This is a genomic window from Gordonia asplenii, from assembly GCF_012933505.1.
GTDB classification, from domain to species: Bacteria; Actinomycetota; Actinomycetes; order Mycobacteriales; family Mycobacteriaceae; genus Gordonia; species Gordonia asplenii.
Genome location: NZ_JABBNB010000006.1, coordinates 79042 through 102630, shown reverse-complemented (window position 1 = coordinate 102630; position 23589 = coordinate 79042). Strand labels below are relative to the sequence as shown.

The 23589-nt window shown below is 66.4% G+C and carries 26 protein-coding genes; 11 read left to right on the top strand and 15 right to left on the bottom strand.

The features are described 5' to 3' along the window. The first annotated feature begins 28 nt into the window (after positions 1-28). A complete protein-coding gene (gene glpK / locus HH308_RS07560) occupies positions 29-1516 on the top strand; it encodes a glycerol kinase GlpK (protein ID WP_170193692.1) in 1488 nt (495 codons plus the stop codon). A 16-nt stretch (positions 1517-1532) separates the two neighbouring features. Here the strand turns inward: glpK and HH308_RS07555 are convergent, their stop codons facing one another. The 3 genes from HH308_RS07555 to HH308_RS07545 form a co-directional block, all read right to left on the bottom strand. Next, positions 1533-2021, bottom strand: a complete 489-nt coding sequence (locus HH308_RS07555; protein ID WP_170193577.1) for a hypothetical protein — start codon at positions 2019-2021, stop codon at positions 1533-1535. Next, complete coding sequence (locus HH308_RS07550) at positions 2018-3223, bottom strand: hypothetical protein (RefSeq protein WP_170193576.1); 1206 nt, start codon at positions 3221-3223, stop codon at positions 2018-2020. Before HH308_RS07550 ends, HH308_RS07555 begins: the two co-directional genes overlap by 4 nt. Before the next feature lie 156 nt (positions 3224-3379). Further along, on the bottom strand, positions 3380-3580 hold the full coding sequence (locus HH308_RS07545) for a hypothetical protein (RefSeq protein ID WP_170193575.1): 201 nt from the start codon (positions 3578-3580) through the stop codon (positions 3380-3382). Positions 3581-3836: 256 nt separating this feature from the next. On the opposite strand from HH308_RS07545, the gene HH308_RS07540 reads away from it, so the two are divergent. Next, complete coding sequence (locus tag HH308_RS07540) at positions 3837-4394, top strand: DUF3558 family protein (protein ID WP_170193574.1); 558 nt, start codon at positions 3837-3839, stop codon at positions 4392-4394. A gap of 8 nt (positions 4395-4402) precedes the next feature. Here HH308_RS07540 and HH308_RS07535 read toward each other — a convergent pair whose 3' ends face one another. Further along, positions 4403-4882 carry a gamma-glutamylcyclotransferase family protein gene (locus HH308_RS07535; RefSeq protein WP_170193573.1) on the bottom strand — a complete coding sequence of 160 codons (480 nt, stop codon included), beginning with the start codon at positions 4880-4882 and terminating at the stop codon, positions 4403-4405. 138 nt (positions 4883-5020) lie between these two features. On the opposite strand from HH308_RS07535, the gene HH308_RS07530 reads away from it, so the two are divergent. Beyond that, positions 5021-6424, top strand: a complete 1404-nt coding sequence (locus HH308_RS07530) for an NAD(P)H-quinone dehydrogenase (protein WP_170193572.1) — start codon at positions 5021-5023, stop codon at positions 6422-6424. A gap of 707 nt (positions 6425-7131) precedes the next feature. On the opposite strand, the gene HH308_RS07525 is transcribed toward HH308_RS07530, so the two are convergent. Together HH308_RS07525 and HH308_RS07520 are read right to left on the bottom strand one after the other, a co-directional pair. Further along, positions 7132-8313 (bottom strand): amidohydrolase, encoded by a 1182-nt coding sequence (locus HH308_RS07525; protein ID WP_170193571.1) that lies wholly within the window; start codon positions 8311-8313, stop codon positions 7132-7134. 6 nt (positions 8314-8319) lie between these two features. Then, positions 8320-9021 (bottom strand): enoyl-CoA hydratase/isomerase family protein, encoded by a 702-nt coding sequence (locus tag HH308_RS07520; RefSeq protein ID WP_170193570.1) that lies wholly within the window; start codon positions 9019-9021, stop codon positions 8320-8322. 73 nt (positions 9022-9094) lie between these two features. Here HH308_RS07520 and HH308_RS07515 point away from each other — a divergent pair, with 73 nt between their 5' ends. From HH308_RS07515 to HH308_RS07505, 3 genes are read left to right on the top strand one after another with little or no spacing between them, the layout of a single operon-like run. Next, positions 9095-9898, top strand: coding sequence for a purine-nucleoside phosphorylase (locus tag HH308_RS07515; protein WP_170193569.1), 804 nt, complete (start codon positions 9095-9097; stop codon positions 9896-9898). Further along, entirely contained in the window at positions 9876-11543 is a 1668-nt protein-coding gene (locus HH308_RS07510; RefSeq protein WP_170193568.1) for a phospho-sugar mutase, read from the top strand. Before HH308_RS07515 ends, HH308_RS07510 begins: the two co-directional genes overlap by 23 nt. 32 nt (positions 11544-11575) lie before the next feature. Further along, positions 11576-12223, top strand: coding sequence for a hypothetical protein (locus HH308_RS07505; protein ID WP_170193567.1), 648 nt, complete (start codon positions 11576-11578; stop codon positions 12221-12223). Here HH308_RS07505 and HH308_RS07500 read toward each other — a convergent pair. Next, positions 12220-12732 (bottom strand): MarR family winged helix-turn-helix transcriptional regulator, encoded by a 513-nt coding sequence (locus HH308_RS07500; RefSeq protein WP_170193566.1) that lies wholly within the window; start codon positions 12730-12732, stop codon positions 12220-12222. The genes HH308_RS07505 and HH308_RS07500 overlap by 4 nt on opposite strands. Before the next feature lie 88 nt (positions 12733-12820). On the opposite strand from HH308_RS07500, the gene HH308_RS07495 reads away from it, so the two are divergent. Then, positions 12821-13195: a DoxX family protein gene (locus tag HH308_RS07495; RefSeq protein WP_170193565.1), complete on the top strand. Its 375-nt coding sequence runs from the start codon at positions 12821-12823 to the stop codon at positions 13193-13195. A 56-nt stretch (positions 13196-13251) separates the two neighbouring features. Here HH308_RS07495 and HH308_RS07490 read toward each other — a convergent pair whose 3' ends face one another. Beyond that, positions 13252-13989 carry a hypothetical protein gene (locus HH308_RS07490; protein WP_170193564.1) on the bottom strand — a complete coding sequence of 246 codons (738 nt, stop codon included), beginning with the start codon at positions 13987-13989 and terminating at the stop codon, positions 13252-13254. Between the two features lie 115 nt (positions 13990-14104). Between HH308_RS07490 and HH308_RS07485 the strand changes: the two genes are divergently transcribed. After that, positions 14105-14743: a TetR/AcrR family transcriptional regulator gene (locus HH308_RS07485; protein WP_312870452.1), complete on the top strand. Its 639-nt coding sequence runs from the start codon at positions 14105-14107 to the stop codon at positions 14741-14743. A gap of 9 nt (positions 14744-14752) precedes the next feature. Continuing rightward, on the top strand, positions 14753-15532 hold the full coding sequence (locus HH308_RS07480; protein ID WP_170193563.1) for an ABC transporter ATP-binding protein: 780 nt from the start codon (positions 14753-14755) through the stop codon (positions 15530-15532). A 15-nt stretch (positions 15533-15547) separates the two neighbouring features. On the opposite strand, the gene HH308_RS07475 is transcribed toward HH308_RS07480, so the two are convergent. Genes HH308_RS07475 through HH308_RS07460 form a run of 4 tightly spaced genes read right to left on the bottom strand, consistent with a single transcriptional unit; the run spans position 15548 to position 18426 of the window. Further along, positions 15548-16543 carry a hypothetical protein gene (locus tag HH308_RS07475; RefSeq protein ID WP_170193562.1) on the bottom strand — a complete coding sequence of 332 codons (996 nt, stop codon included), beginning with the start codon at positions 16541-16543 and terminating at the stop codon, positions 15548-15550. 7 nt (positions 16544-16550) lie between these two features. Beyond that, on the bottom strand, positions 16551-17123 hold the full coding sequence (locus HH308_RS07470) for an ImmA/IrrE family metallo-endopeptidase (RefSeq protein ID WP_246284354.1): 573 nt from the start codon (positions 17121-17123) through the stop codon (positions 16551-16553). A gap of 35 nt (positions 17124-17158) precedes the next feature. Next, a complete protein-coding gene (locus HH308_RS07465; protein ID WP_170193561.1) occupies positions 17159-18124 on the bottom strand; it encodes a C40 family peptidase in 966 nt (321 codons plus the stop codon). Continuing rightward, complete coding sequence (locus HH308_RS07460) at positions 18124-18426, bottom strand: type VII secretion target (protein WP_170193560.1); 303 nt, start codon at positions 18424-18426, stop codon at positions 18124-18126. The genes HH308_RS07465 and HH308_RS07460 overlap by 1 nt, the downstream gene beginning before the upstream one ends. Before the next feature lie 106 nt (positions 18427-18532). On the opposite strand from HH308_RS07460, the gene upp reads away from it, so the two are divergent. Both upp and HH308_RS07450 read left to right on the top strand, forming a co-directional pair. Then, a complete protein-coding gene (gene upp / locus HH308_RS07455) occupies positions 18533-19156 on the top strand; it encodes a uracil phosphoribosyltransferase (protein ID WP_170193559.1) in 624 nt (207 codons plus the stop codon). Between the two features lie 7 nt (positions 19157-19163). Next, on the top strand, positions 19164-20330 hold the full coding sequence (locus tag HH308_RS07450) for a GGDEF domain-containing protein (protein ID WP_170193558.1): 1167 nt from the start codon (positions 19164-19166) through the stop codon (positions 20328-20330). A gap of 12 nt (positions 20331-20342) precedes the next feature. Here the strand turns inward: HH308_RS07450 and HH308_RS07445 are convergent, their stop codons facing one another. The 3 genes from HH308_RS07445 to sigK all read right to left on the bottom strand — a co-directional run bounded on the left by HH308_RS07445 (position 20343) and on the right by sigK (position 23455). Further along, positions 20343-22049 (bottom strand): cytochrome c biogenesis protein DipZ, encoded by a 1707-nt coding sequence (locus tag HH308_RS07445; RefSeq protein WP_170193557.1) that lies wholly within the window; start codon positions 22047-22049, stop codon positions 20343-20345. Positions 22050-22142: 93 nt separating this feature from the next. Beyond that, complete coding sequence (locus HH308_RS07440) at positions 22143-22907, bottom strand: anti-sigma factor (protein ID WP_170193556.1); 765 nt, start codon at positions 22905-22907, stop codon at positions 22143-22145. Between the two features lie 2 nt (positions 22908-22909). Beyond that, positions 22910-23455, bottom strand: coding sequence for an ECF RNA polymerase sigma factor SigK (gene sigK / locus HH308_RS07435; protein WP_312870451.1), 546 nt, complete (start codon positions 23453-23455; stop codon positions 22910-22912). Between the last annotated feature and the right edge of the window lie 134 nt (positions 23456-23589).

Genomic DNA, 23589 nt, shown 5'->3' with positions numbered 1-23589 from the left:
GCGCGTGGCGAATTCCGGCGGCAAGTATGTGGCAGCGATCGACCAGGGCACGACGTCGACGCGTGCGATGATCTTCGACCATCGCGGGCGCGTGGTGAGCTCCGAGCAGGTCGAACATCAGCAGATCTTCCCGGGGCCCGGCTGGGTGGAGCACGACGCCGCCGAGATCTGGGTGAACACACGTAGGGTCGCGGCGTCGGCCCTGGCATCGGCCGATCTCAAGGGGTCCGACCTCGCCGCCTGCGGTATCACGAATCAGCGTGAGACGACGGTGATCTGGGATCGCGCCACCGGCGAGCCGGTCCACAACGCGATCGTCTGGCAGGACACCCGCACCGCCGATCTGTGCGAACGACTCGCCGGGTCGCAGGGGGTCGACCGTTACCGGCAGCGCACCGGACTGCCGCTGTCGACGTACTTTTCCGGGCCCAAGATCGCCTGGCTGCTGGAGAATGTCGCCGGCCTGCGCACGCGTGCCGAAGCCGGCGAATTATGTTTCGGCACAATGGATTCATGGTGCGCGTGGAATATGACCGGGGGCGTCGACGGCGGGCTGCACATCACCGACGTCACCAATGCGTCACGCACCATGCTGATGGATCTCACCACCCTCGACTGGGATCCGGAGATCTGCGCGGACATGGGCATCCCCATGTCGTTGCTGCCGGAAATCCGCAGCAGCTCAGAGGTTTACGGGCCGCTGCGCGACCAGGGGCCGGCCGCCGGTGTGCCGCTGTCCGGCATTCTGGGCGACCAGCAGGCCGCGACTTTCGGTCAGGCGTGCCTGTCGCCCGGCGAAGCCAAGAACACCTATGGCACCGGGAATTTCCTGCTGCTCAACACGGGCACCAGCCCGGTGTTCAGCGACCACGGCCTGCTCACCACTGTCTGCTACAAGATCGGCGACGACGCCGCGCACTACGCGTTGGAAGGCTCCATCGCGGTGACCGGGTCACTCATCCAATGGCTGCGCGACAACCTCGGAATCATCTCCGCCGCAAGCGAAATCGAGGCACTGGCCGCCACCGTCGACGACAACGGCGGCGCCTACTTCGTTCCCGCCTTCTCCGGACTGTTCGCGCCGCGGTGGCGGCCCGACGCGCGCGGCGTCATCGTCGGGCTGACCCGCTACGTCAACAAAGGACATCTCGCGCGAGCTGCTTTGGAGGCCAGTGCATTTCAGACTCGCGAGGTCATCGAAGCGATGCAGGCCGACTCCGGTGTCACCCTGTCGACGTTGAAAGTCGACGGCGGCATGGTGGTCAATGAGTTGCTGATGCAGTTCCAGGCAGACGTCCTCGGCGTGCCGGTGGTCCGCCCCGTGGTCAATGAGACCACCGCGCTCGGCGCGGCCTACGCCGCCGGTTTGGCGGTTGGCTACTGGAAGAGCGAGTCCGACATCCGCAACAATTGGGCACAGGACAAGACCTGGCTGCCGAAGATGTCGGCAGACAGGCGAGATGACTTGTACGCCAAATGGAATCGCGCCGTGGAGCACAGTTTCGATTTGAACTGAGTCCCTTCGTCCGACCTCACCCGGCGGCGTAGTCGCGCAGGATGCCGATCACGCCCGCCGGGCCTCTCATCGCCGACGAGGCTTCATAACTGCTCTCCCGCAACGCTTCTCGCAGCGCCGCCACGGGCAGGCCGACAGCGGTTGCGGCACTTGCGAAATGCAGACAGGTCAACGCTCTCGCTCGACGAAATGCGGCGTCGCGCATGGTGGCCTCGACGCGTGGGTCCAGCGCGATCGATTCAGCCTGACGGCACAGTTCGGTGAGTTCCATCCGCGTCGACACTTCCACCTGGCCCGCGGTACGCCATTGGGAAAGCAACTGGACCACAACGGGTTCCGCGCCGACGCCGCCGACGTCGACGACTGCAACGGCGACCAGCAGCAGACACCGCGCGACGTCGCAAGCGGGCACGGCGTCGACGACGGCGGCCAACCCGGGAACGGTGTCGATTCGACGCCGCGGTCCGGCGTCGACCGTCCTCCGAGAAGCGGTGGGCGCGATCACTTTCCGGTCTTCTTGTCGCGTGGCGGTGCGGCGTCGTCGGGCTCCGGCGGCGGTCCGGCCCAGTCTCCGATGACCGGTGGGCCGACCAGCGGCAGCGATCCGACCACCTCCTCACCGTTGGCGGTCGTGTTCAAGAAGGACGCTACCCGGTGCCGACCGTCCTTGCCCTCACGACTGCGACCGGCGTGCGGGCCGTACGGCGACGACGACGAACGGCTCGGGGACGCCTGCGATCCCGCACCCGTTGCTGGGGTGCCCAGCGGGCTCATCGTCGAAATGCCCAGTCGCCGAAGCGGACTCGACACCGGCTGCATGCCGCCCGGTGCTACGCCCCGACCACCGGGAGAGTGCGGCGACGGGCCAGATCGTGTGTTGGTCCCCCGCCCGAGGTCGAGCGCCTTGTCCGGCGTGACCCGCGACGGAGTGGTGCGGGCCGGGGTCGGAGTCGTCTTGTCCCCCTTGTCCGAGGTCGTGGTGGTGTTCGTCTTCTGCGTCGAATTCTGTTGCGCACCATTCGTCGTCGTTGCGGCGGTCTTCGTCGCTTGCGATTTGTTTGCGACCGTCGTGGGATTGTTCTTAGTCGTATCGCCCTTGGTCGCGGTGTTCTTGACCGCGGTATTCGCGTTATTCGTCGTGTTCGACGGGGTTCCCGAACCCCGGGTCTGAGTCGAATTCGACGTGGCTGTGTCTCCACCGGTATTCGCGCTCGACGTCGAGCCCGGTGAATTGCCCGCCGATCCCGTTGCGGCCGGCACCGCGGTTCCCGTCATCGGATCGCTGTAATGCGAATTCATCAAGTTGGTGACTGCCGATTTGATCGCCGCCGAATCCTCCGGCGCCACGGCCATCTGGGCCTGCAGACCGGCCAATGCGAATTGATTGGCACGAGCCGTCTGCAGGACGCCTCCCGCGGTTGTCAGGGCCGACACCGCCGACGACGCCAGAGTCGCACTCGCCGAGATAGCCGTCGCGGCCGCCTGTGCCGACGTGAGCCCGGCGGTCGCGGCCTTTCCCTTCAGCAGCCACTCGCCCGCGTCGAACACCGAACCGAGCCGCCGAGCGGCAGCCTGCGCCGACGTGACCGCCGCCTGCAGTGCGGCAGCGTCGGCCGCAGCCTGGACCGAGTCCATCGACTGAATCTTCGCGAGAATGTCGGCAATGGAGTGGGAATCCCAGTCCGTTCGCCCTCCCCCTGGCGCCATTCGCCGATCCTACGACGCGCGGCCACGATTTGGCCAGTGTTCGATTTGAGGCAATTCGGATGGAACCGAACGCCCCTCCCGTGCGTCCAACATAGGATCGCTGTATTGCACGTCACAGGCAAGGGAGGGCTCCGTGACACAACCGAACCCGGGCGACTACGTCGCACTGGAACCCAAGACGTCGACCCCGAACGCTTCGACGCCGGGCGCCGCGCGCGGCGACGACAACGGCATCGCCGTCCACGGGACGAGCGTGGTCCAGATGCAGGAACAAGCGTGGCTCCGACGAGCAGAGGCAGCGACCGCCGCCGCGGAGGAGTTGATGGTCTGCAGGCGGAAAGTCACTGCCGTTCTCACTCGGAATTACTTTGGCGATGGATGTCCAGAGGGGACCGCGGTCTACTCGGCTCTCCAAGAGTTCACGGCCAATTGGAATGAGCAACTCAGCTCGCAGGTCAAAACGCTTCAGTCACTCGCATCGCAGTGCCAGATATCCGCAGCGTCGCTATCAGCCACTGACCGCGTCAGCTCAGCGCATTTCTCACTTGGCACGTGACTGCACATGAGACAAATCACTCGAACGTTGATAGAAATACTCGCACTGTGCGTATCGATGATTGCCTTGGCCTCCTGCGAAGTAGACGGGACGGCCAATCCGCAGGGCGCTCAGGATCATCGCCAGCTATCAACCACTACACCGAAGCTGCCATTTTCGAATACTTTCCCCAACAGATGGAACGACGCGAACAACGGCACGTCATACGAGCCGTGTACCGCGGTGGACTCTACGATCGCACGGCTCACTGACGTCGACATCCTGAGCGTGCACGATGCTGCCGCGGTCGACCATCAGACCGCGCGGGGATGCGTATGGACCTATCGTGATGACAAAGCATGGGCAGTGACACAGATTGTCGGCAATAGCGCAAGCCTTGAAGTCTATCGACGAGAACAACAGGCTTTCAAATGGCGTGGCGATATGTTTTTCAACGGTCGCAAGACACTTGTCTCCGAGATCAGCGCGTCGGCGTGCGCCACACACGTCCAATCAGGCTCGGCGGGCATTTCGACGATCGCACAATACGATTCCCTGCCCACTCCCTCAATCGACGAAATCTGTTCCCGTGCAATAGCTTTCACGAAGGCTACGATCGACAAGATGCCGCCTTGAGTCGACGTCTACTCGATCGGGCCCGGTCCCGGCCCGACGTTGCGCGACTCGCGCAGCCGGAGGTCCTGCACGTATTCGGCTGGGGCACCGGCGATTTCGGCTGCGTCGGCCATCACACCGAGGTAGCGGGCCGACGGCAGGCCGCCTTCGTAGTCGTCCATCACGTACAGCCAGGCGAGGACCGGTCCGGTCTCGGTGTGCACGCGTGCCCGGACCTTGCGATGGATGCCGAGTTCGGAGCCCTCCCACCGGTCGAGGTTGTCTTCGTCTTCGACGGTGACGTCGTAGAGCACGACGAAGACTTTCGCGGTGTCGTCGATGCGGTCTTCGGTGACGGTGGCGAGCGATCCCTCCCACCCGATGTCGCCGCCGGCGAAGGTCAGACGCCAACCGTGCAGCCAGCCGGTACCCGCCATCGGCGAGTGCGGGGCACGTTCGGCCATCTGCTCGGGATGCATGTTGGACCCGTAGGCGGCATAAATCGGCACGGCGAAAAGCCTAGATCACTGGCGCCGCACTGTGGAAGTGGTGGGGTGGCTCCGGAGCGATTAGGTTGATATCCGGCAGCGCGCATCCACGCTGGCGATACTTGTGCTGGGCACCTTCTGGGCAGGAAGCGAGAGACGATGACGAAGATCGTGATCATTGGTGGCGGACCGGCGGGCTACGAGGCCGCGCTGGCCGCAGCCGCGTACGGCGCGGACATCACCTTGATCGATGCGGACGGCGTCGGCGGTGCGTGCGTGCTCTACGACTGTGTGCCGTCGAAGACCTTCATCGCCTCGACCGGCATCCGCACCGATGTCCGCAAGGCCGTCGACCTGGGCATCAACCTGCGCCCCGACAATGCGCTGGTCAGCCTGCCGCAGATCCATCAACGCGTCCGCGACCTGGCGTTCGCGCAGTCCGCCGACATCCGATCGCGCCTGGTCAGTGAGGGCATCAAACTCGTTTCCGGCGTCGGCGAGCTCGCCGACGCCCAGATCGGTGTCTCGCATCACACCGTGCTCGCCAAGACCACCGACGGCGACGAGCAACGCTTCGAAGCCGACGTCGTCCTGCTGAGCACCGGCGCGCGCCCACGTATCCTGCCCGATGCCGAGCCCGACGGCGAACGCATTCTCACCTGGCGCCAGCTCTACGACCTCGAGGACCTGCCCGAGCATCTCGTCGTCGTCGGTTCCGGCGTCACCGGCGCTGAGTTCGTCCACGCGTACACCGAACTGGGTGTGAAGGTGACGATGGTGTCGAGCCGTGATCGCGTCCTGCCCGGCGAAGACGAGGACGCCGCACTGGTGCTCGAGGAAGCACTCGCCGAGCGCGGCGTCGAACTGGTGAAGCACGCACGTGCCGATCGAGTCGAGCGCACCGGGGACGGCGCAACCGTGCACCTCGCCGACGGGCGGACGGTGACCGGCTCGCATGTCCTGATGACGGTCGGATCGGTGCCGAACACCGGGTCGCTCGGTTTGGACAAGTCGGGAGTCGACGTCGACAAGGGCGGCTACATCACCGTCGACCGCGTGTCGCGTACGTCCGTGCCGGGTATCTACGCGGCGGGCGACTGCACGGGCCTGTTCCCGCTCGCGTCGGTCGCGGCGATGCAGGGGCGCATCGCGATGTATCACGCCCTCGGCGAAGGCGTCACGCCGATCAAGCTGAAAACCGTTGCGTCAGCGATCTTTACCCGCCCGGAAATCGCCACCGTCGGGGTTTCGCAGAAGGCGATCGACTCCGGCGAATACCCGGCCCGCACGGTGATGCTGCCGCTGTCGACCAATCCCCGCGCCAAGATGAGCGGCCTGCGCCGCGGCTTCGTGAAGATCTTCTGCCGTCCCGCGACAGGTGTGGTGATCGGTGGAGTTGTGGTGGCGCCCACGGCGTCGGAGCTGATCCTGCCGATCGCGCTGGCGGTCCAGAACAAACTGACGGTCAGCGACCTCGCGCAGACTCTGTCGGTCTACCCGTCGCTGTCCGGTTCGGTCATCGAGGCGGCCCGCCAGCTGGTCCGCCACGACGATCTGGACTAGTAGCGTGTCGCGGCTAATGGTATCGATATCTTGCGCGCATCCTGCTGGTTGAGCGAGGCGAAGCCGAGTCGAAACCACGCTGACGCTGCGGGGTTCGTCATTGCCCTGCAGGCGGGGTTTCGACTCGCTCCGCTCGCTCAACCTGGTTTCACCGGTCCGGGCACTCCATCTGCTGGTTGAGCCGCGAGGAGCGCTAGCGACGAGCGTGTCGAAACCCCTGTACCACAATGCATTTGATGGTAGCGCACTGTCGAACTGGGATGGAATCGAACATCGAGGCGTGTGCACCCGAAGGGTGCACACGTGACACTTGCCGGGTGACATCGCCGATTGGCGCGGACCGTCGAAAGTTGTTGTGGCTGAGAGGTTTCGACACGGACTCGGCTAGCGCTACTTCGACTCGGCTAGCGCCTCGCTCAGCACGGCGCTCGTCCGGCTCAACCAGCAGAATGGCGCTTCGGCCGGTGGATCCAGGCTCAACCTAGGCTCAACCGGCAGAGGAACGCAACGGTCACACAACTCTTCAAGTGCGACACTCCACAGGTGAAGCGTCGCCTCTGATTGGATTGGTTGTGCGCCAAGCCCGCCCGCTTGGGCCTGGATTCACCGACGGTGGGCCCATGCGCTGGTCGAGCGTGTCGAAACCACGCCGACGATCCATTAGGTCGACCGAACGCGGGCTACACGTGGAACGGCCGTAGGAAAGGTCACCGGTAGCCCAGAACGACACCCGCGAGAGTGCGTACACCCACCGCCAGAGCCCGCTCGTCGATATCGAAATTCGGCGAATGTAGATCCACCTGCGGACCGATCCCGTCCCACACGCCCAGGCGCCCCATCGCGCCGGGGGCCTGCTCGAGATACCACGAAAAGTCTTCTCCGCCAGGCGATTGCGGGGTGTCGGCGACAGCGGCGGGCCCACACGCACTGACGCTGCGGGTCAGGTCCGCCACGGCATCGGCGTCGTTGATGACCGGCGGGACACCGCGGAAGTAGGACAGGTCGTAGCTGACCTTCAACGGTCCGAGCAACTCGCCGATGATGCTGCGGACCAGCGGCTCCAGTTCGGTCCACACTTCGTGGGTGCCGGTCCGGACGGTGCCCTTGAGCCTGCCCTCCTGCGGGATCGCATTGGCCGCGTTACCGGCATTGGCCGCACCCCACACCATGACGGTCCCCGACCGCGGGTCCACCCGCCGAGTCAAGATGCCCGGCAAGCCGGTGATGACGGTGCCCATCGCGTAGACGAGGTCGCCGGTCAGATGCGGCCGCGACGTATGACCGCCGGGAGAATGCAAGGTCAGGTCGACGTGATCCGCGGCCGACGTCAACGCGCCGACGCGCAACCCGACTGATCCGACGGGCAGGCGCGGATCGCAGTGCAGCGCGAAGATCTGGCTGACGCCTGCCATGACGCCGGCTTCGATCGCGTCGAGCGCTCCACCAGGCATCACTTCCTCCGCGGGCTGGAAGATCAGCCGCACGCCGACGGGCAGGTCGCCGGCCTCGGCGAGCACGTGTGCGACGCCGAGCAGGATCGCGGTGTGCGCGTCATGTCCGCAGGCGTGCGACACGCCGTCGACTCTCGATCGGAACCGCAACCCGGTGTGCTCGGGAATGGGCAGCGCGTCCATGTCGGCGCGCAGCGCGATGCGACCGGGTCCGTCGGGGCCCAAGTCGCACACGGCGCCGGTGCCCAGCGGCAACCGCTGCGGCGACAACCCGAGCGCGGTCAGCGCGGCGATCACCGTGTCGGTGGTCCCCACTTCCTGCCGCGACAGCTCGGGGTGCTCATGGAAGTCCCGCCGCCAGCCGATCAGATCGCTGGAATGCGCCGCCAGCCAGGCGTCGATGATGTCCTGGCCACTGCGAGCCGTCACGTCAGTCATATTTCCTCAGAGCAACGATGCGGGGGTCAGCGTCGCGAGATCGGCCAGCAGCGGCTGCCGCAGCCCCGCCTTGATGACACCCAGGTTGGCGCTTGCCAACGGCAGCCGTTCGCTCGCCACGGCGCGGGCGCGGTCGAGCAGTCCGGCGACATCGACGGTCTCGTCGACGATGCCTGCGGCCAGCGCATCGTCGGCGCCGTACCGACGCGACGTCAGCATGGCCTCGGTTGCCGTCACGTCGGACAGCTTGGTGCGCAGCAGCGACGCCATCCCGCGGGTGAACGGCATGTTCAGTTGGGCCTCGGGCAGCGACCAGAAGCCGCGCTCGGTCCTCATGATCCGGTAATCGGCGCATTCCACGAGCATCGCGCCCGCCCCGAACGCGTGTCCGTTGATCGCAGCCACGGTCGGTACCGGCAGCGTCAACACCTTCGAGTACAGCGCGTGCACGGAGTCCAGGTAGGACGGCAGCTTGTCGGCGTTGCCGAAGATCCAGTCGGTGTCGAGTCCATTGGTGAAGAACTTGCCGGTCGCGGTCACGACCAGTGCCTTCTTGTTCGACGCCGCGGCGACGTCGTCGAGCAGTCCGCTCACCGTGGCGATCCAGTCGGGGTGAAAGCGGTTCTCCGGATTGGTCTCATCGAGCTCGACGCCCTCGGTACCCAGGAAGAGCTCGAAGACGTCATCACGTTCGCGCAGGAATGGCATAGACGAACTGTACTGAACTGCTGACTAGGTTCGACACGGGGCACTAGTCCTGATCTGGCCATACACTCGCCTCATGGATCCCACCGTCGACGCCGATGCGGCTGCCGCCGCCGCAGCGTCCGCCCTCGCCACCGCGACCGACACCCCCGCCCACGACGTCGCCGTGGTCCTCGGTTCCGGCTGGGGTGAAGCCGTGAGCGCCTTCGGCGAGCCGGTCGCGACGATCGCGATGTCGGAGCTGCCCGGCTTCACCGCTCCTGCGGCCGCCGGTCACAGCGGCACCGCGGTGTCGGTTCGGGTGGGACAGCGGCGGGTGCTCCTGCTGGTAGGCCGCACTCATGCCTATGAGGGACACCATCTTTCGCGAGTGGTCCATCCGATCCGCGCCGTCGCCGCCGCGGGCGTGCACACCGTCATCCTGACCAACGCCGCGGGGGGCATCAACCCCGGCTATCGAGTCGGGCAGACCGTCCTCATCAGCGATCACCTCAACCTCACCGGCCGGTCACCGCTGATCGGAGCGCAGTTCGTCGACCTCGTCGACGCGTACGCGCCCCGTCTTCGCGACGTCGCCCGCGGTGTCGATGCGACGCTGGCCGACGGCGTGTACGCGGGTTTGCCTGGGCCGCACTATGAAACGCCCGCCGAGATCAAGATGCTGGCCACACTCGGCGCCGACCTCGTCGGAATGTCGACGGTGCACGAGACCATCGCCGCACGCGCCGCCGGACTCGACGTTCTCGGCGTCTCTCTGGTGACCAACCCCGCGGCCGGAATCACCGGTGAATCACTGAACCATGCGGAAGTCCTTGCGGCGGGACAGGATTCGGCCGCACGGATCGGGGAACTGCTCCATGACGTCATCGCCGCTCTCTGAGGCCGCGCGCGCCTGGATCGACGACGACCCCGACCCGGTGTCCCGCGCGCAACTGGGCGCACTGCTCGACGACCCGAGTCGCTGCGACGACCTCGCCGAACGATTCAGCGACACACTGCATTTCGGCACCGCCGGGCTGCGCGGTGTAGTTCGTGCGGGGCCGAACGGTATGAACGTCGCCACCGTCACCCGGGCCACCGCAGCGGTGGGCGCCTGGCTGACGGCACACGAAAACATCGGTGGCACAGTCGTCGTCGGCCGCGACGCGCGCCACGGATCGGCCGCCTTCTTCACCGCGACGACCGAAGTTCTCGCCGCACTGGGCTTCGACGTCGTCGCGCTCCCCGGCGTGGCACCCACGCCCTTGGTCGCCTTCGCGACCCGTCGGCTCGACGCCGTCGCAGGCATACAGATCACCGCGTCGCACAACCCCGCCGCCGACAACGGGTACAAACTCTACGGCCGCGGCGGCAGACAGATCGTCAGTCCCGACGACGCCGAGATCGAAGCGCTCATGCGCGACGTCGGCCCGACGAAAGATATTGGGCGCGTTACCGTCTCGGTCGACGCACGCGCCGCAGCGGTCCGGGACGACTACCTCGCGCGAATCGCCGAACTGCCGACCGGGAGCCCGGCCACGCCGTTGAGAATCGCACTGACCGCGATGCACGGCGTCGGTGGAACACTCGCGGTGGACGCGCTGTGTCGAGCCGGATTCGACGATGTGCGCGTCGTCGCAACGCAATTCGAGCCCGACCCCGACTTCCCGACCGTCGGCTTCCCCAACCCCGAGGAGCCCGGCGCGACGGATCTCCTGCTCGAAACGGCAATCCGCACCGGCTCCGACGTCGCGATCGCTCTCGACCCCGACGCCGACCGAATGGCCGTCGGCATCCCCACCGCGAGCGGATGGCGGATGCTCACCGGCGACGAGACCGGCGGGCTGCTGTGCGCATACCTCCTTCGACACGCGCCCGCCGGACCGAAAACCGTTGCCAGCAGCATAGTTTCGGGAATGCTGGCCGCCGCGACAGCCGAGTCGGCGGGGGCGACGTCGGTGCGGACGCTGACCGGCTTCAAGTGGCTGTCGCGTGCCGACGACGACTGCCCGGACGCGCCGCTGCGCTACGCCTACGAGGAAGCGATCGGCCACTGCGTCGATCCGGCGGCAGTCCGCGACAAGGACGGGATCAGTGCCGCGGTGGTCATGAGTTCGATTGCCCGACAGTGCAAGTCCGACGGCGAGACCATCGTCGGACTGCTCGACGACCTGTACCGCGCACACGGCGTACACCACACCGCGGCCACCTCGCGGCGGCTGACGACTCCCGCGGAGTTCGACGCGGTGATGACGAGTCTGCGCCGCGATCCGCCGTCGTCGATCGCGGGAATCGACGTTGACATCGAGGACTTCGCTTCGCGCGGCGACGGGCTGCGCACCGATGCGATCGCGCTCACCGGCACGTCCGACGACGGCGCCCGACTACGCGTCATGGTCCGGCCCTCGGGAACCGAACCGAAGATCAAGTACTACGTCGAGACGATTGTCGGCCTCGGGCGATACGGTCATACTCAAACGCTTGAGGAGCACAAGCAACGCGCGGCCCGACTCGCCGACGCCGCATTGGCCGACTTGATCCGCTGACGAGGTATTTCGCACACTGAAGGAGGGCAGGCGTGACCTACCCAACCGATCCGTACCAGCAGTCGGGTGGCTACCCGCCGGAGCCGCCGCGCTCGCCGTGGTCGTCGCCGATCGTGCTGGCGGCGGCCGCCGCGGGTGTGTTGCTGGTCGTCGCCGGAGTACTCGCCGCGGTCCTGTTGATCCCCCGGTCGACGTCGTCGAATCAAGCGACGTCGGTGCCGCCGACACCGTCGACGACGGTGATCACCACCAGCAACACGACGATCACCATCACGCAGCAACCCACCGCGACTCCCCAACTGCCCGTGTCGGCGCCTACCCCCACGACGCCCGTCACCACCACGACCACCGCCCACGACTCCCCGACGGTCTCGGGCACCGACTGGCAGGGATTCACCGACGGCCCGCGCTGCAATGCGTCGAACGACCCGGCGGTGGCGATCGGGATCACCGACCGCTCACGGATCGTCATCTGCCAGGTCGGCGATGCCGGCGGGCTCTACTACAAGGGCATGGCCCCCGAAGGCACCATCGAGATCCAGAACCCCGTTCGCACCGGCAGCACCTTCACCGTGACCAACAAGGGCTACACCTACATCGTCAGCCCGTCGACGCTCACCATCGAGTACGGCGGGAGCGTGGTGAAGGTCGAGGACATGCAGTCCTTCTGGTCTGACTAGGGCCGGGCCCCTTCTGCTGGCGGAGCCGCCGCACCCGGACATTCCACTCCCCCGATCGCCTCGACGATGCTTGCGCAGATGGCCCGCAACTGACCGTTCTGCTCACCGGTGAGCGGATCGATCACAAGGCGTCGCACCTCGGCGACGTGGTCGGGAGCCGTCGCCACGACCTTGCCCCAGCCCTCGTCGGTCAGTTCGGCGAGGGTATAGCGCCCGTTGTCGGGGTCGGGACGACGCCGTACCCAGCCGCTGCGCTCCAACCGGTTGAACGTGTGCGACAACCGGGACAGTGACGCGTCGACCAATCCGCCGAGGTCGGACAGGCGCATCGTCCGACCCTCGGACATCGACAGCGCCGACATCACCACGTAGTCGAAGTGCCCGATTCCGGCGTCGCGGCGCAGCTGAGCGTCGAGCGCCGCGGGCAGTCGCATCATGACGCTCGTGAGCGCCAGCCAGGTCTGCTCCTCGGTCTTCGACAGCCAGTTCGGCTCACCCTCGGTATCCATCACCACAGCATTCCACCGCTGACTTGACTGTTCAAGTGAGCGATGAGATGCTCAGGTCAGTTGATCATTCAAGTCAGGAGTTGCAGCAATGAACGTCGCATTGTGGATCATCGCCATCGTCCTCGCCGTCGCAATGGGACTCGCCGGCCTGATGAAGGTGTCGCAATCGAAGGAGAAGCTCGCGGCGGCGGGCCTGCGCTGGGTGGAGGACTTCAGCCCCAACGCCGTCAAAACCATCGGCGCACTTGAGGTTTTGGGTGCGATCGGCCTATTCCTGCCCGCCGTGACGAACATCGCACCGATTCTCGTACCCGTCGCCGCCGTTTGCGTGGCCCTGGTGATGGTCGGCGCGATCGTCGTCCACGCGCGCCGCAGCGAATTCACCAACATCCCGGTCAACGTCGTGCTGCTGATCCTCGCGGTCGTGGTGGCCTGGGGCCGCTTCGGTTCCTACGCATTCTGAGCAGTCATCCGATCGCACCCACACCGCCGGCCGATCTCCGATTCCGGCGCGCGTGATCAGACCGCGTCAGCCGCAATCGCGGCTTCCATCCAGTTCGAGAATTCACACGCCAGATGCCATTCGTGTCCACGCACGATCGACCCGAACATCGGCAGCGGGAACTCGACGGCGAGGCGAGCGTGGACCCCGTCGGGCGTGTCCCGAAACTGATGGCGCACTCCGCCGATCGCGGTACCGTTCGACGATCGCGCGACGCCGTCGAGCCGGAAGGCGAATGTCGGATCGACCTCGGTGGTAATACTCGCGATGTCGTCGTAGTCGATGTCGAACAGCGCGGTCAGCGGACTTCCGCCGTTCGTCTCCAGCACCTGCTGCTTTCCGTCGACGATGCGCAGGACGAAGTGATCCGGGCAGGCGCGCTCCATCTCCCGCTGGTTCGAGGAGAACGTGATCTCGTTGAACCACTCGGTGAACCGCTTGGCGGAACCGCCGGGCACGAACAATTCGGTCACGCTCGTGCGTCGACGACCACTGACCTTCGCCTGCAGCGCACCCATGACGTCGGCGATCTTGGCGTCGCGCGCCAACCGCCGCAGCATCTCGTCGTCGCCGAGCGCGCGCTTGACGTCGAGCCAGTTCTCCCGGCGCTCGACGATCGGCGCGGCGGGCGGCGGAGCTACGCCGAGCTTCTTGGCCGCGGCGTCGATTCGCTTGTCCTCCCACGCCAGAATCTCAGTCCGCCCGTGGCTCCGGCCGCCGAACTTCGCAGTGATCGCAAGCTGTTCCGTCACCATTCTCTAGTCCTTAACGCTAGGTGGTCTATCGTTAAAGAACGATAGGCGAGCTATCCGCCCGCCGTCAATACCCTCGGTGTTCACGCCAAGACCGCCGATCAGACAGGATGAGACAGTGCCCGACGCCACCACTCCCGCCCGCCGAACAGGCGGGCGCTCCGCGCGAGTCCAGGACGCCGTCGAGGCGGCCGCCCTGGAACTACTGCTCGACGTCGGCTATTCCGGGTTGACCATGCGCGCTGTCGCGCAAGCGGCGGGCGTAGCCGAGACGACGATCTATCGCCGATGGCCGACGGTCGATCATCTGACCGCGGCCGCCCTTCTCCGGCTCGCCGCGGTCGACAACCCCATCCCCGACACCGGATCGATCGAAGGAGACCTGCACGCCCTGTTGACGCAGATCGTCGCACTGCTCAACCGACCTCGGGTGTTACGCGTCGTACGCAGTGCGGCCGCGCTCGACGACGATTCCACTGGTTCGATCAGGGCCGCGCGCTCCGCATTCTTCGACCATCGGTTCGCGACGGCCACCAGCATCGTCGAACGTGCGATCGGCCGGCACGAACTGCCTGCCGACACCGACGCCTACCAGCTCATCGAAGCCATTTCCGCGCCCGCGTACATGCGCGCACTATTGGGCAATCGACCGATCGACGACGACTTCATCGCCGCGACGGTCGCCTACGCTCTGGCGGGCGCACGCGCCGGTACGCGTGACGACACCCTGGGAAACAGTTGGGACGGCAGCCGATAGCCTCGTTGGGTGGCCCTTCTCCTCAATGCCGTCGACGTCGACGTCGTGCGATCCAAACGTTTCCTGCTGCGCGGCGTCAGCATGTCGGTACAGGCTGGAGAGCATTGGGCACTGCTCGGCCCCAACGGTGCGGGCAAGTCGACGTTGATGGCGATCCTCGGCGCACGGTCGCATCCGACGCACGGATACGTCGAGGTGCTGGGCAATCGACTCGGCCGCGTCGACATGCGAGAGTTGCGCACGCACATCGGCCACGTCGATCCGCGGTGGCGCATCGACGTCCCGATCTCGGCGCACGACGTCGTGCTGACCGGTCTGACCAACACGCCCGAGCTGGATCGCCGGCACGAATACTCCCCCGCCGAACATGCCCGCGCCGATGAATTGCTCGACCTGCTGGGAATGTCGGCACGACGAGAAGCGTTGTGGCCGTTCATGAGTCAGGGTGAACGCGGACGGACTCTCATCGCCCGAGCCCTATTGCCGCAACCCAAACTGCTGCTGCTCGACGAACCGGCCACCGGCCTCGACCTCGCCGCCCGCGAACGACTGCTGGCGAGCATCGACCTGCTGCGACGCCAACAAGACGAACTCGCGACCGTCCTGGTCACCCATCACCTCGAGGATCTGCCCGCGTCGACGACCCACGCCCTGTTGCTCGCCGACGGCGAGACCGTCGCGTCGGGTCCCGTCGACGACGCGCTGACCACCGACACGATCAGCAAATGCTTCGACCACGACGTCGTCGTGCGGCGCATCGACCGGCGATGGTCGGCGACGTCGGGGTGAGTGACCGACGGTTCCTCACGTCAGCGGCAGCCGATCGATGTCGCCTTCGCCGGCGTCGCCGGTGACCAGCGGCTTCTCGGAATCGTCCTGCAGCCTGTTGAGGTGTATGCGCTGTGCCACCACGCGGGGATCGGCGGCGAACTCGTCGTCCCGGGCGGCATCGAGGTGAACGACGCCGGGCCAGCTCGGCGAATGACGGTAGGCGACCAGCGCGTCCACCGCATTGGTCGCAGGGCAGGACGGATACTCGTCGTCGACCAGGTCCGAGGCACCCAACGCCAAGGCCAGAGCCTGGCTGGGTATGTCACCCAGTTCGCGCGCAAGCGCGAATACCGGATAGGGACGCCCTTCCCAAACCCCCTTCAATCGATGCGTTCCCAGGAAATACGCGTCGCGCGGAATATCCGACGCGACCGAATGCGCGAACACCAGATGTGCGACGTCGACTGTCATCACGAAGTATCGATGGGCCGCGAACTTGAGAATCCGGAATCCGGTGTCGATACTGGGCCCGACATAGTCCAGCAGATAGTCAGCCGGATCGACGTCGCGGGCGAGGATGCTCTCATTGAGTTTCTCGGCGTCGAGCTCCGATCCGGTCTCGACGTCCCGACGCGGGATCGCCACCTGTCGGTCCGGGAACGGCACCGTCGCGAGGAATGCGCCGCCCTTCAATGTCATCGGCGTCTTTTGCAGCACATTCGATTCGAACCTGTCCATGGCCGCCACCCACGCATCGATCGCGTCGCAGCACTGGGACTCGGCGATGAGCCGGCAGGTGAAGATCAACTCGTCGCCGACGGCTTTCCACAACGTGAGCTGCCCGGTCAGATAGGGAAATCGATCGGCGATTATCTCGCCGAGTGCTGCGGGAAACTCGTTATAGAATGCCAGAAACGTCGGAACCCACTCCTGATGTGCGGCAGCTGCCGAGGACTGCTTGAACTGCGTCGAATTCTGCAGATCACAAGAGAGGAATAGAACCGATCCGTCCCGGTTCGTCTCGATCACGCCGCCGCTACTCGCTGCTCAAACCGAGATAGTCGGCCCGAACTCTGGCGGCGGGTACGGATACGTCGAAGATCCGCGCGACATCGCGGATCGAACCCGTCTGCGACAATGCGTCGGTGAATGCTCGCGCCGGCATCAGCAGATTCGACGCGAACACATTCGCCTGCGTCTCCCCCACATTGCGTCCCATTCGTGTCGCCCGCAGCAATCGATCGCCGGCGAGGTATTCGTCGGGAGCGCGGAAGTGGAGAAAATAGTGGCCGAGTTCATGGGCGATGGTGAACCGGTCACGGCGTCGGGTGGTATGTGCCGGAATGTGAACGATGAAGTCGCCTATCCCGTTGATGGTCAGCGACTCCTCGCCGTTGTCGATCTCGATCTGCCCGCCGAGCTTGGTGAGCAGTGAATGCACGTCTACGTACCCGGTATCGGGATCGCACACATCGTGTTCGTCGGCGATCCGCTGCGCGTATTCGCCGATCGCGGTATACGACAATCGGGATCGCGGCGACTCGATCGCCTCACCCACGAGACCGTCCCCAACGGCGGCGACGTCCACGGCATTGCATGTCCACATCATAGGCCCCACCGCTTCGCCGTCCATGCCAACTCGCCTCATCGCGGCCGATAGAAGCCCTGGAAACCTTGATCCAGATTCGTGGTGCGGACCGGTGATACTTGCACCGGGTCTCCTGCCTCCACCATCTGATTGTTCCCGATATACATCGCCACATGCCCGTCCCACACGGCGAGATCGCCCGGCATCAATTGCGCCTGCGACACCTGCACGCCCGCCGTGTCCTGGTCTTGTGCCAGGCGCGGAAGGTCGAGTCCCGCCTGTTTGTACGCCCACTGGGTGAACCCGCTGCAATCGAATCCGGCGGGCGTCGTGCCGCCCCAGACGTACGGCACACCGCGCTGACTCAACGCCGCGCGAACCGCTTTGGCGGCCCGCTCATTCGGCGCATAGGCGGTGGAACCATCGGGGAGGGTGACCGCCACCCCCTTGCCGTCGACGTTCGCCTTGTCGAGCGTCGCGGTGACCGACGCCGTCTTGTCGAGCGTCGTCGACGCCGGGGCGTCGTGGCGCACCGACTTGAGCAGGGTCGCGGTGTCGGTGCGCAACGCGCCCTGGGCACGAGTGACCACGGCCAGACCCCGACTTATGTGGTCGGCGGCGACCGGCATCAGCGTCGCCAATCCGGCCACGGTGAACAGCGACGGTCCCAGCGCCGCGGCGGATCGCCCGAACGAATCGATCAACGCGTTGACGTCATCGGCGGCCGACTTCACCTTGCCCGACGCCGACTCGACGGTGGCGGCAATCGTAGTGGCGTCGCCGGTTAGAACACTCGATTTGCGATGCGCCGCCGTCGCCGATGCTTGAACCGCCTCGCCTCCGCGCCCTTTCCATTGGGTCGCAACAGTTTTGGCGGCACTCGCCGATTGCGCGCGGGCATCGTCGACGACGGCGGCGCTCGCGGTGAGCCGGGTAACCGGACTATCCGCGGGCAGCACCCCGGTACCCAGCGCCGTGGCGAGGATCTTCAGCGGCATGATCAGAACATCTGCGGTGAGCATCAGACCTGTACCTCCAACGAGCGCTTGGCGGTGTCATCGGTCGACGTGTAGCGCCGGTCGGCGTCGGACGTGGTGGTCGACAACGATTGGTGGCGGGACGCGGCGGCGTCGAAACGCTGCGCCTGATTGTCGACGACGTAGGCGAGCGCGGCGAGGAAGTCCGCGCCGATCAGGCCGAAAGTCGATGCCAGCGAGGCGACGTCGGAGCGGGCGGAACCGGCGGCGCCGGAGACTCGGGCCGCGGCGAGTTGCTGTCCGCGAGCGAACTGGGTGAGTGCGGTGGAATCGGTGTGAAGTGCCATGGGAATTGGACGCACCGGCGCCACATTCGGTTCCATCGAGTTTTCGCGGGTCGCAAATCGCGGGACTCGGCGCGTCGTCCGCGCGGGACAGCGACATACTTGACGCATGCAGATCACGACCGTCGACCATCCGCTGGCCCTCGCGAGGTTGACGACCATGCGCGACAAACGCACCGACAATGCCGCCTTCCGCGGTGCGCTCGACGATCTGACCCAAATGCTCATCTATGAGGCGTTGCGCGGATGGCCCACCGACGACCACGCCATCGAGACGCCGTTGGCCGCGCACACCGGCGTTCGCCTGCATCGGCCACCGCTGTTGGTTCCGGTGCTGCGCGCGGGGCTCGGGATGGTGGATCAGGCGCACGCGATGGTTCCCGAGGCGCAGGTCGGGTTCGTGGGCATCGCCCGCGACGAAGCCACCGCCCAGCCGGTTCCGTACCTGGCCTCGCTGCCCGCGGATCTATCGGATCAACCGGTATTCGTCCTCGACCCAATGCTCGCGACCGGCGGATCCATGTTGTACACGCTCAACCTTCTCGCCGACCGCGGCGCCACCGACATCACCGCGGTATGCGTCGTCGGCGCGCCGCCCGGCGTCGCCGCGTTGGAGAACTCGGGCCTTCCGGTGCGGTTGGTGATCACCACGATCGATGAACGCCTCGACGACGCGAACTACATCGTGCCCGGCCTCGGCGATGCCGGCGATCGACAGTTCGGTCCGCGGTAGAGGCACGTTGCGCAAGATACTGGCATCGTGGTGGCGGTCGGACTCCCATCTGCATCGTCTCGACTACGTCCTCGGCGAACACGCGAGCAAGCGGCTCTACACCGTCGTGTTCGGCATCTTGCTGTCGATCTATTCGGCGATGTGGGCTGCGGCGCTGTTCACACGTGACGGGCCGGCCTCCGACGCCGGGCGGGGCATCATCACGGTCACCAGCTGCATTCTCGCGGCGTCGGCGATCGCCTCGTTCTGCGGGTGGCTGCCGACCGAGCGCGTGTCGCTGGCCGGACTCGCCGTCCTCGACACCGCGCTTCTGGTCGCTGCCCTGCAGATGAGCAACGGCCTCATCGGGCTGTTGGTTCTGTTCATGTACGGCCCCATCGGGTTCCTGATCGGGTTTCGCCACGGACCCCGAGCTCTGACCCTGCATTGTGCAGGCGCGGTGGCGGCGATCGTCGTCATGTCCGCGGACCTCCTCAGGGACATGCCGGTTCCCCCGACGACGGTGGTCGACGTCGCGGTCGGGCTCATGCTTCTGGTGGCCGGGCTGCCGCTGGCGTCGCACATCGTCTTCGACATCTACCGCATCCGCGCGATCGACGCCGAACTCGATCCGCTCACCGATCTGCTGAACCGGCGAGGACTCGCGCCGCGCTGGCAACACCTGTTCGACGGCGCCGCGTCGACCGACTGGCTGATGGTCATCTGCGCCGACCTCGACGGCTTCAAACCCATCAACGACACCTACGGCCACCGCATCGGCGACGTCGTGCTGCGGCGCACCGCCGACCAGATCATCGACGTCGTCGGACCGACCGCACACGTGGCACGCACCGGAGGTGACGAATTCAACGCGCTGCTCCGTCTCCCACACACTGCTGCGCCGGGGCGCTGGCATACCGCCGACCGCATCCGCGTCGCCGTGCGCGACGATCAATCGCCGGTATCCATCACGGTGAGCGTCGGCATCGCGGCGGTGCCCTTCATCGAGGTCGCAGCCGAAGACCCGCTCGACGTCCTGCGCCGGCTGAGCACCGACGCCGACACCGCGATGTACACCGCCAAACGGCGCGGCGGAGATCGGACGGTCGACGCGTCGACGACGCCGCACCGACGCGGCGTCGGCCCCGAAGGCGACGGCGGCACGACCGCCGCCGCCGAGCGTCCGATCAGGTGAGGATCGCCCACGTCACCCGAAGGTGAAGGTGTACACCGAAATACCTTTGCTCACGTCGATGTCGAGGACCCGTTGCGCCGACGACCCGTCGACCAGCGGGTATAGCCGCGGCGTACCGGACACCTGAATCGTCTTGTCCGGCATGCCGGGCGTATGCACCTGCAGCACCCCGGTGCCCGAGAGCACCGAGTACACCTTCGCCCCGCGCGTATTCACCCGGATCCGGGCCCCGTCGCCGGCGGTCACCGATTCGTCGGCGACGTCGAATCGTCCACCGAGACTGAAACTGTCCTGCGGCTGCGCAGCGTCGAGGGTGAACGCCTTCCCGGTACCGACCGCCAGTTCGTCGCCGCCCTGATACGACGTCGCGCCGCGGGCCGCGCCGAGATACATCTCCGGTGACGTCGGACCCGACGTCACCTCGTCGACTCCCCCGGTCACCGCCGTGGGCAGCGACACCGTCGGGTCGGCGGCGCGCAGCAGGGAGCGCAGGTTCGCCTCGGTATTCGCGTAGTCACCCTCGCCGAACGCGGTCGCCCGCACCATGCCGCGCGCGTCGATCAGGTACTTCGCCGGCCAGTACAGGTTGTGGTAGGCATTCCACACCGCGAAGTCGTTGTCCTGCACCACCGGATACCGGATCCCCTCGTCCCGGACCGCGCTGGCGACATTGCCCGCGTCGTGCTCGAACGCGAACTCGGGTGTGTGCACCCCGATCACCACCAACCCGGCCGCATGGTAGGCGTCGTACCACTTCTTCACGTACGGCGCGTCGCGCTGGCAGTTGATGCATGAGTAGGTCCAGAAGTCGATCAGTACCACCTTGCCGCGCAGCCCGTTCATCGTCAGCGGCGCACCGCCTGCGGTGTTGAACCACTGACCGGTGCCCGAAAACTCCGGTGCCGCACCGCAATCGGCCACCGTTCCCGGATGGGCGACACACTTGTCGAGGCTGCCGCCCGCACCACCCGCGCGCAACGCACCGGTCACCGCGTCCTGCCGGGCGATGGCCTGCTCGACGCCGTTGGTGTAGCTCGGCACCAGTCGCTGCACCACAGCAGGCAGATTCGCGGCGATCGCCACCGCCATCACGATCAGCACCACTCCACCAGCGACCCGAAATGCTCTCTGCCGCTTGCGATATGCGGTGAGTCGAGCCGTCATCGACGCCCCCGCGAGCGCGAAGAAGACCAGCGGGATGGCTGCGCCGGTGGCGAACGAGATGGTCAATACCACTGTCTGCCAACCGATGTCGGCGGTCGCCCCGGCGACGGAGATCGCCGCCAGCACCGGTCCCGCGCACGGCACGTAGAGCGTCCCGAGCCCCAGGCCGAGCAGTAGCGGCCCGAACGTCGAATCGCTGCGGCCCGGAGTCCACGACGGCAATCGGGAGAACGGCTTCTCCAGCACATGCGCCACCTGGGGCACGATCAGACTCACCCCGATCAAGGCCAGCAGTACGATTCCCGTCCACCGCAGCAGGCCCGTCGGCAGACCGAGCAGCGACAGGGTCAGCGTGCCGAGCAACGCGATGCCGCCGAAACTGATGACGATCCCGACGATGATCAATACGGGACGCAACCAGGTCGCGCGCTGCGACGTCGGCGCGGCGTCGCCCGTCCCACCCGCGACGAAGACGATCGGAATCATCGGCAGCACGCATGGAGACACACCGGTGATGAGTCCGCTGAGCAGCCCCAACAAGGCCAAAGTGACCATCTGCAACGCCTTTCGATGTCTCGCGCCGACCAATCGGTTCGGCGCCCTCACCAGACATTCGCTACCGCGCGCGGCATGGATTGGTCGGCTGTCTCAGCGCACGGGGAACTCCACGAGCATCGGCGACGTCGGTGCCGACGACCCCGCCGCGGGCTCCATCGACACTCCGATCGCGCTCGGTCGGCCCATGCCGGTCATCACCACCATCGTCTTGTCCGGTCGGCCGCCCGGCACCATGCCCGCGCTCTTCGTCTCGCCGCCCACCGTGATCCAGACCTGATACATCATGTTGGCGGGAACCGCGGGCAGCCCGAGGGTCGCCACCACGGTCGCCCGCTGCGACGGCGCGTACATCGCCGCGACCGTCGCGCCGTCGCGGGTGCCCGTTGACTTCGTCATGTCCGGCGCGGCCATCACCGACGCCACGACCTGCGACGCGGCGACGGGCGCAGGCGGCGGCGACGGTGCCACCGCACGCCAGATCAGCACCGCCGCACCGATTCCCAGAACGACCGCACACGCCGCGGCCAACCAGGCCGGTGGACGTCGACGTCGATCCGGCAGCTCCACAACGTTCGACGCCGGGAGGTTCGACGCCGCGGCGTCGGCGGCGGGCGCCTGCGCGGTACCCGCGATTTCGGCGTCGACCGATGCGAACACCTTGTCCCGCAACCCAGCTGGCAACGTCGAATTCGGAACAGACAGCGCCGCAACGGTTTCCCGCAGTCGGCTCACGTCGGCGGAGCACGATTCACAGGTCGACAGGTGCCGTTCGAATGCCCGCACCTCGGCATCGGGTAGCCCACCGACCACGTAAAGCTCCGGTACGCCGTCGAACGCGTCATGGCGCTCGCTCATTCTCATTCACCTCCCAGACACGCGCCCAGGCGTCGCAGTCCGTCGCGGATTCGGGTCTTCACCGTTGCCGGATTGACGCTCAGTGACCGAGCCACCTCCGCATAAGTCAGCCCGCCGTAGTAGGCGAGGTCGATCGCCTCCCGTTGCACATGTGAGAGTCCCTCGAGGCAACCTCGCACGCGCCGCGATTCGTCGGCGTCGACCACCGCCTCGCTGACCCGGTCGAAATCGGGCGCCCGCGCCGCGTGATAGTTGACGTCCCGCGCGGCGGCCGCCTGATCATGCCGGACCGCGTCGATCGCCCGGCGTCGGGTCATGGTCAGGATCCACGACGCCGCACTGCCGCGGGCGGGGTCGAAGCGATCCGCTGTCCGCCAAACCTGCAGCCAGGTCTCCTGCACCACTTCCTCCGCGCGGGCCGCGGACGCCACGACGCGAGCGGCCAGCCCGTAGGTCTGCGGCCCGAGGTCGTCGAACAGTCTCTCGAACGCGGCCCGATCGCCGTCGGCGACGGCGCCCAGGAGCGCACCCGCGTCCTCGATCGTCACTGTGGCTCCGTCACTGGCACAAGTCCTCACCTTAGGTACTTCGGAGGTGAGGATCATTCGGATGGGTCGAGAACATCCCCGCGCGGGCTCACGTGCGCAGCGCGAATCAACGGCCGCCGCCCCGGACCGGCAAC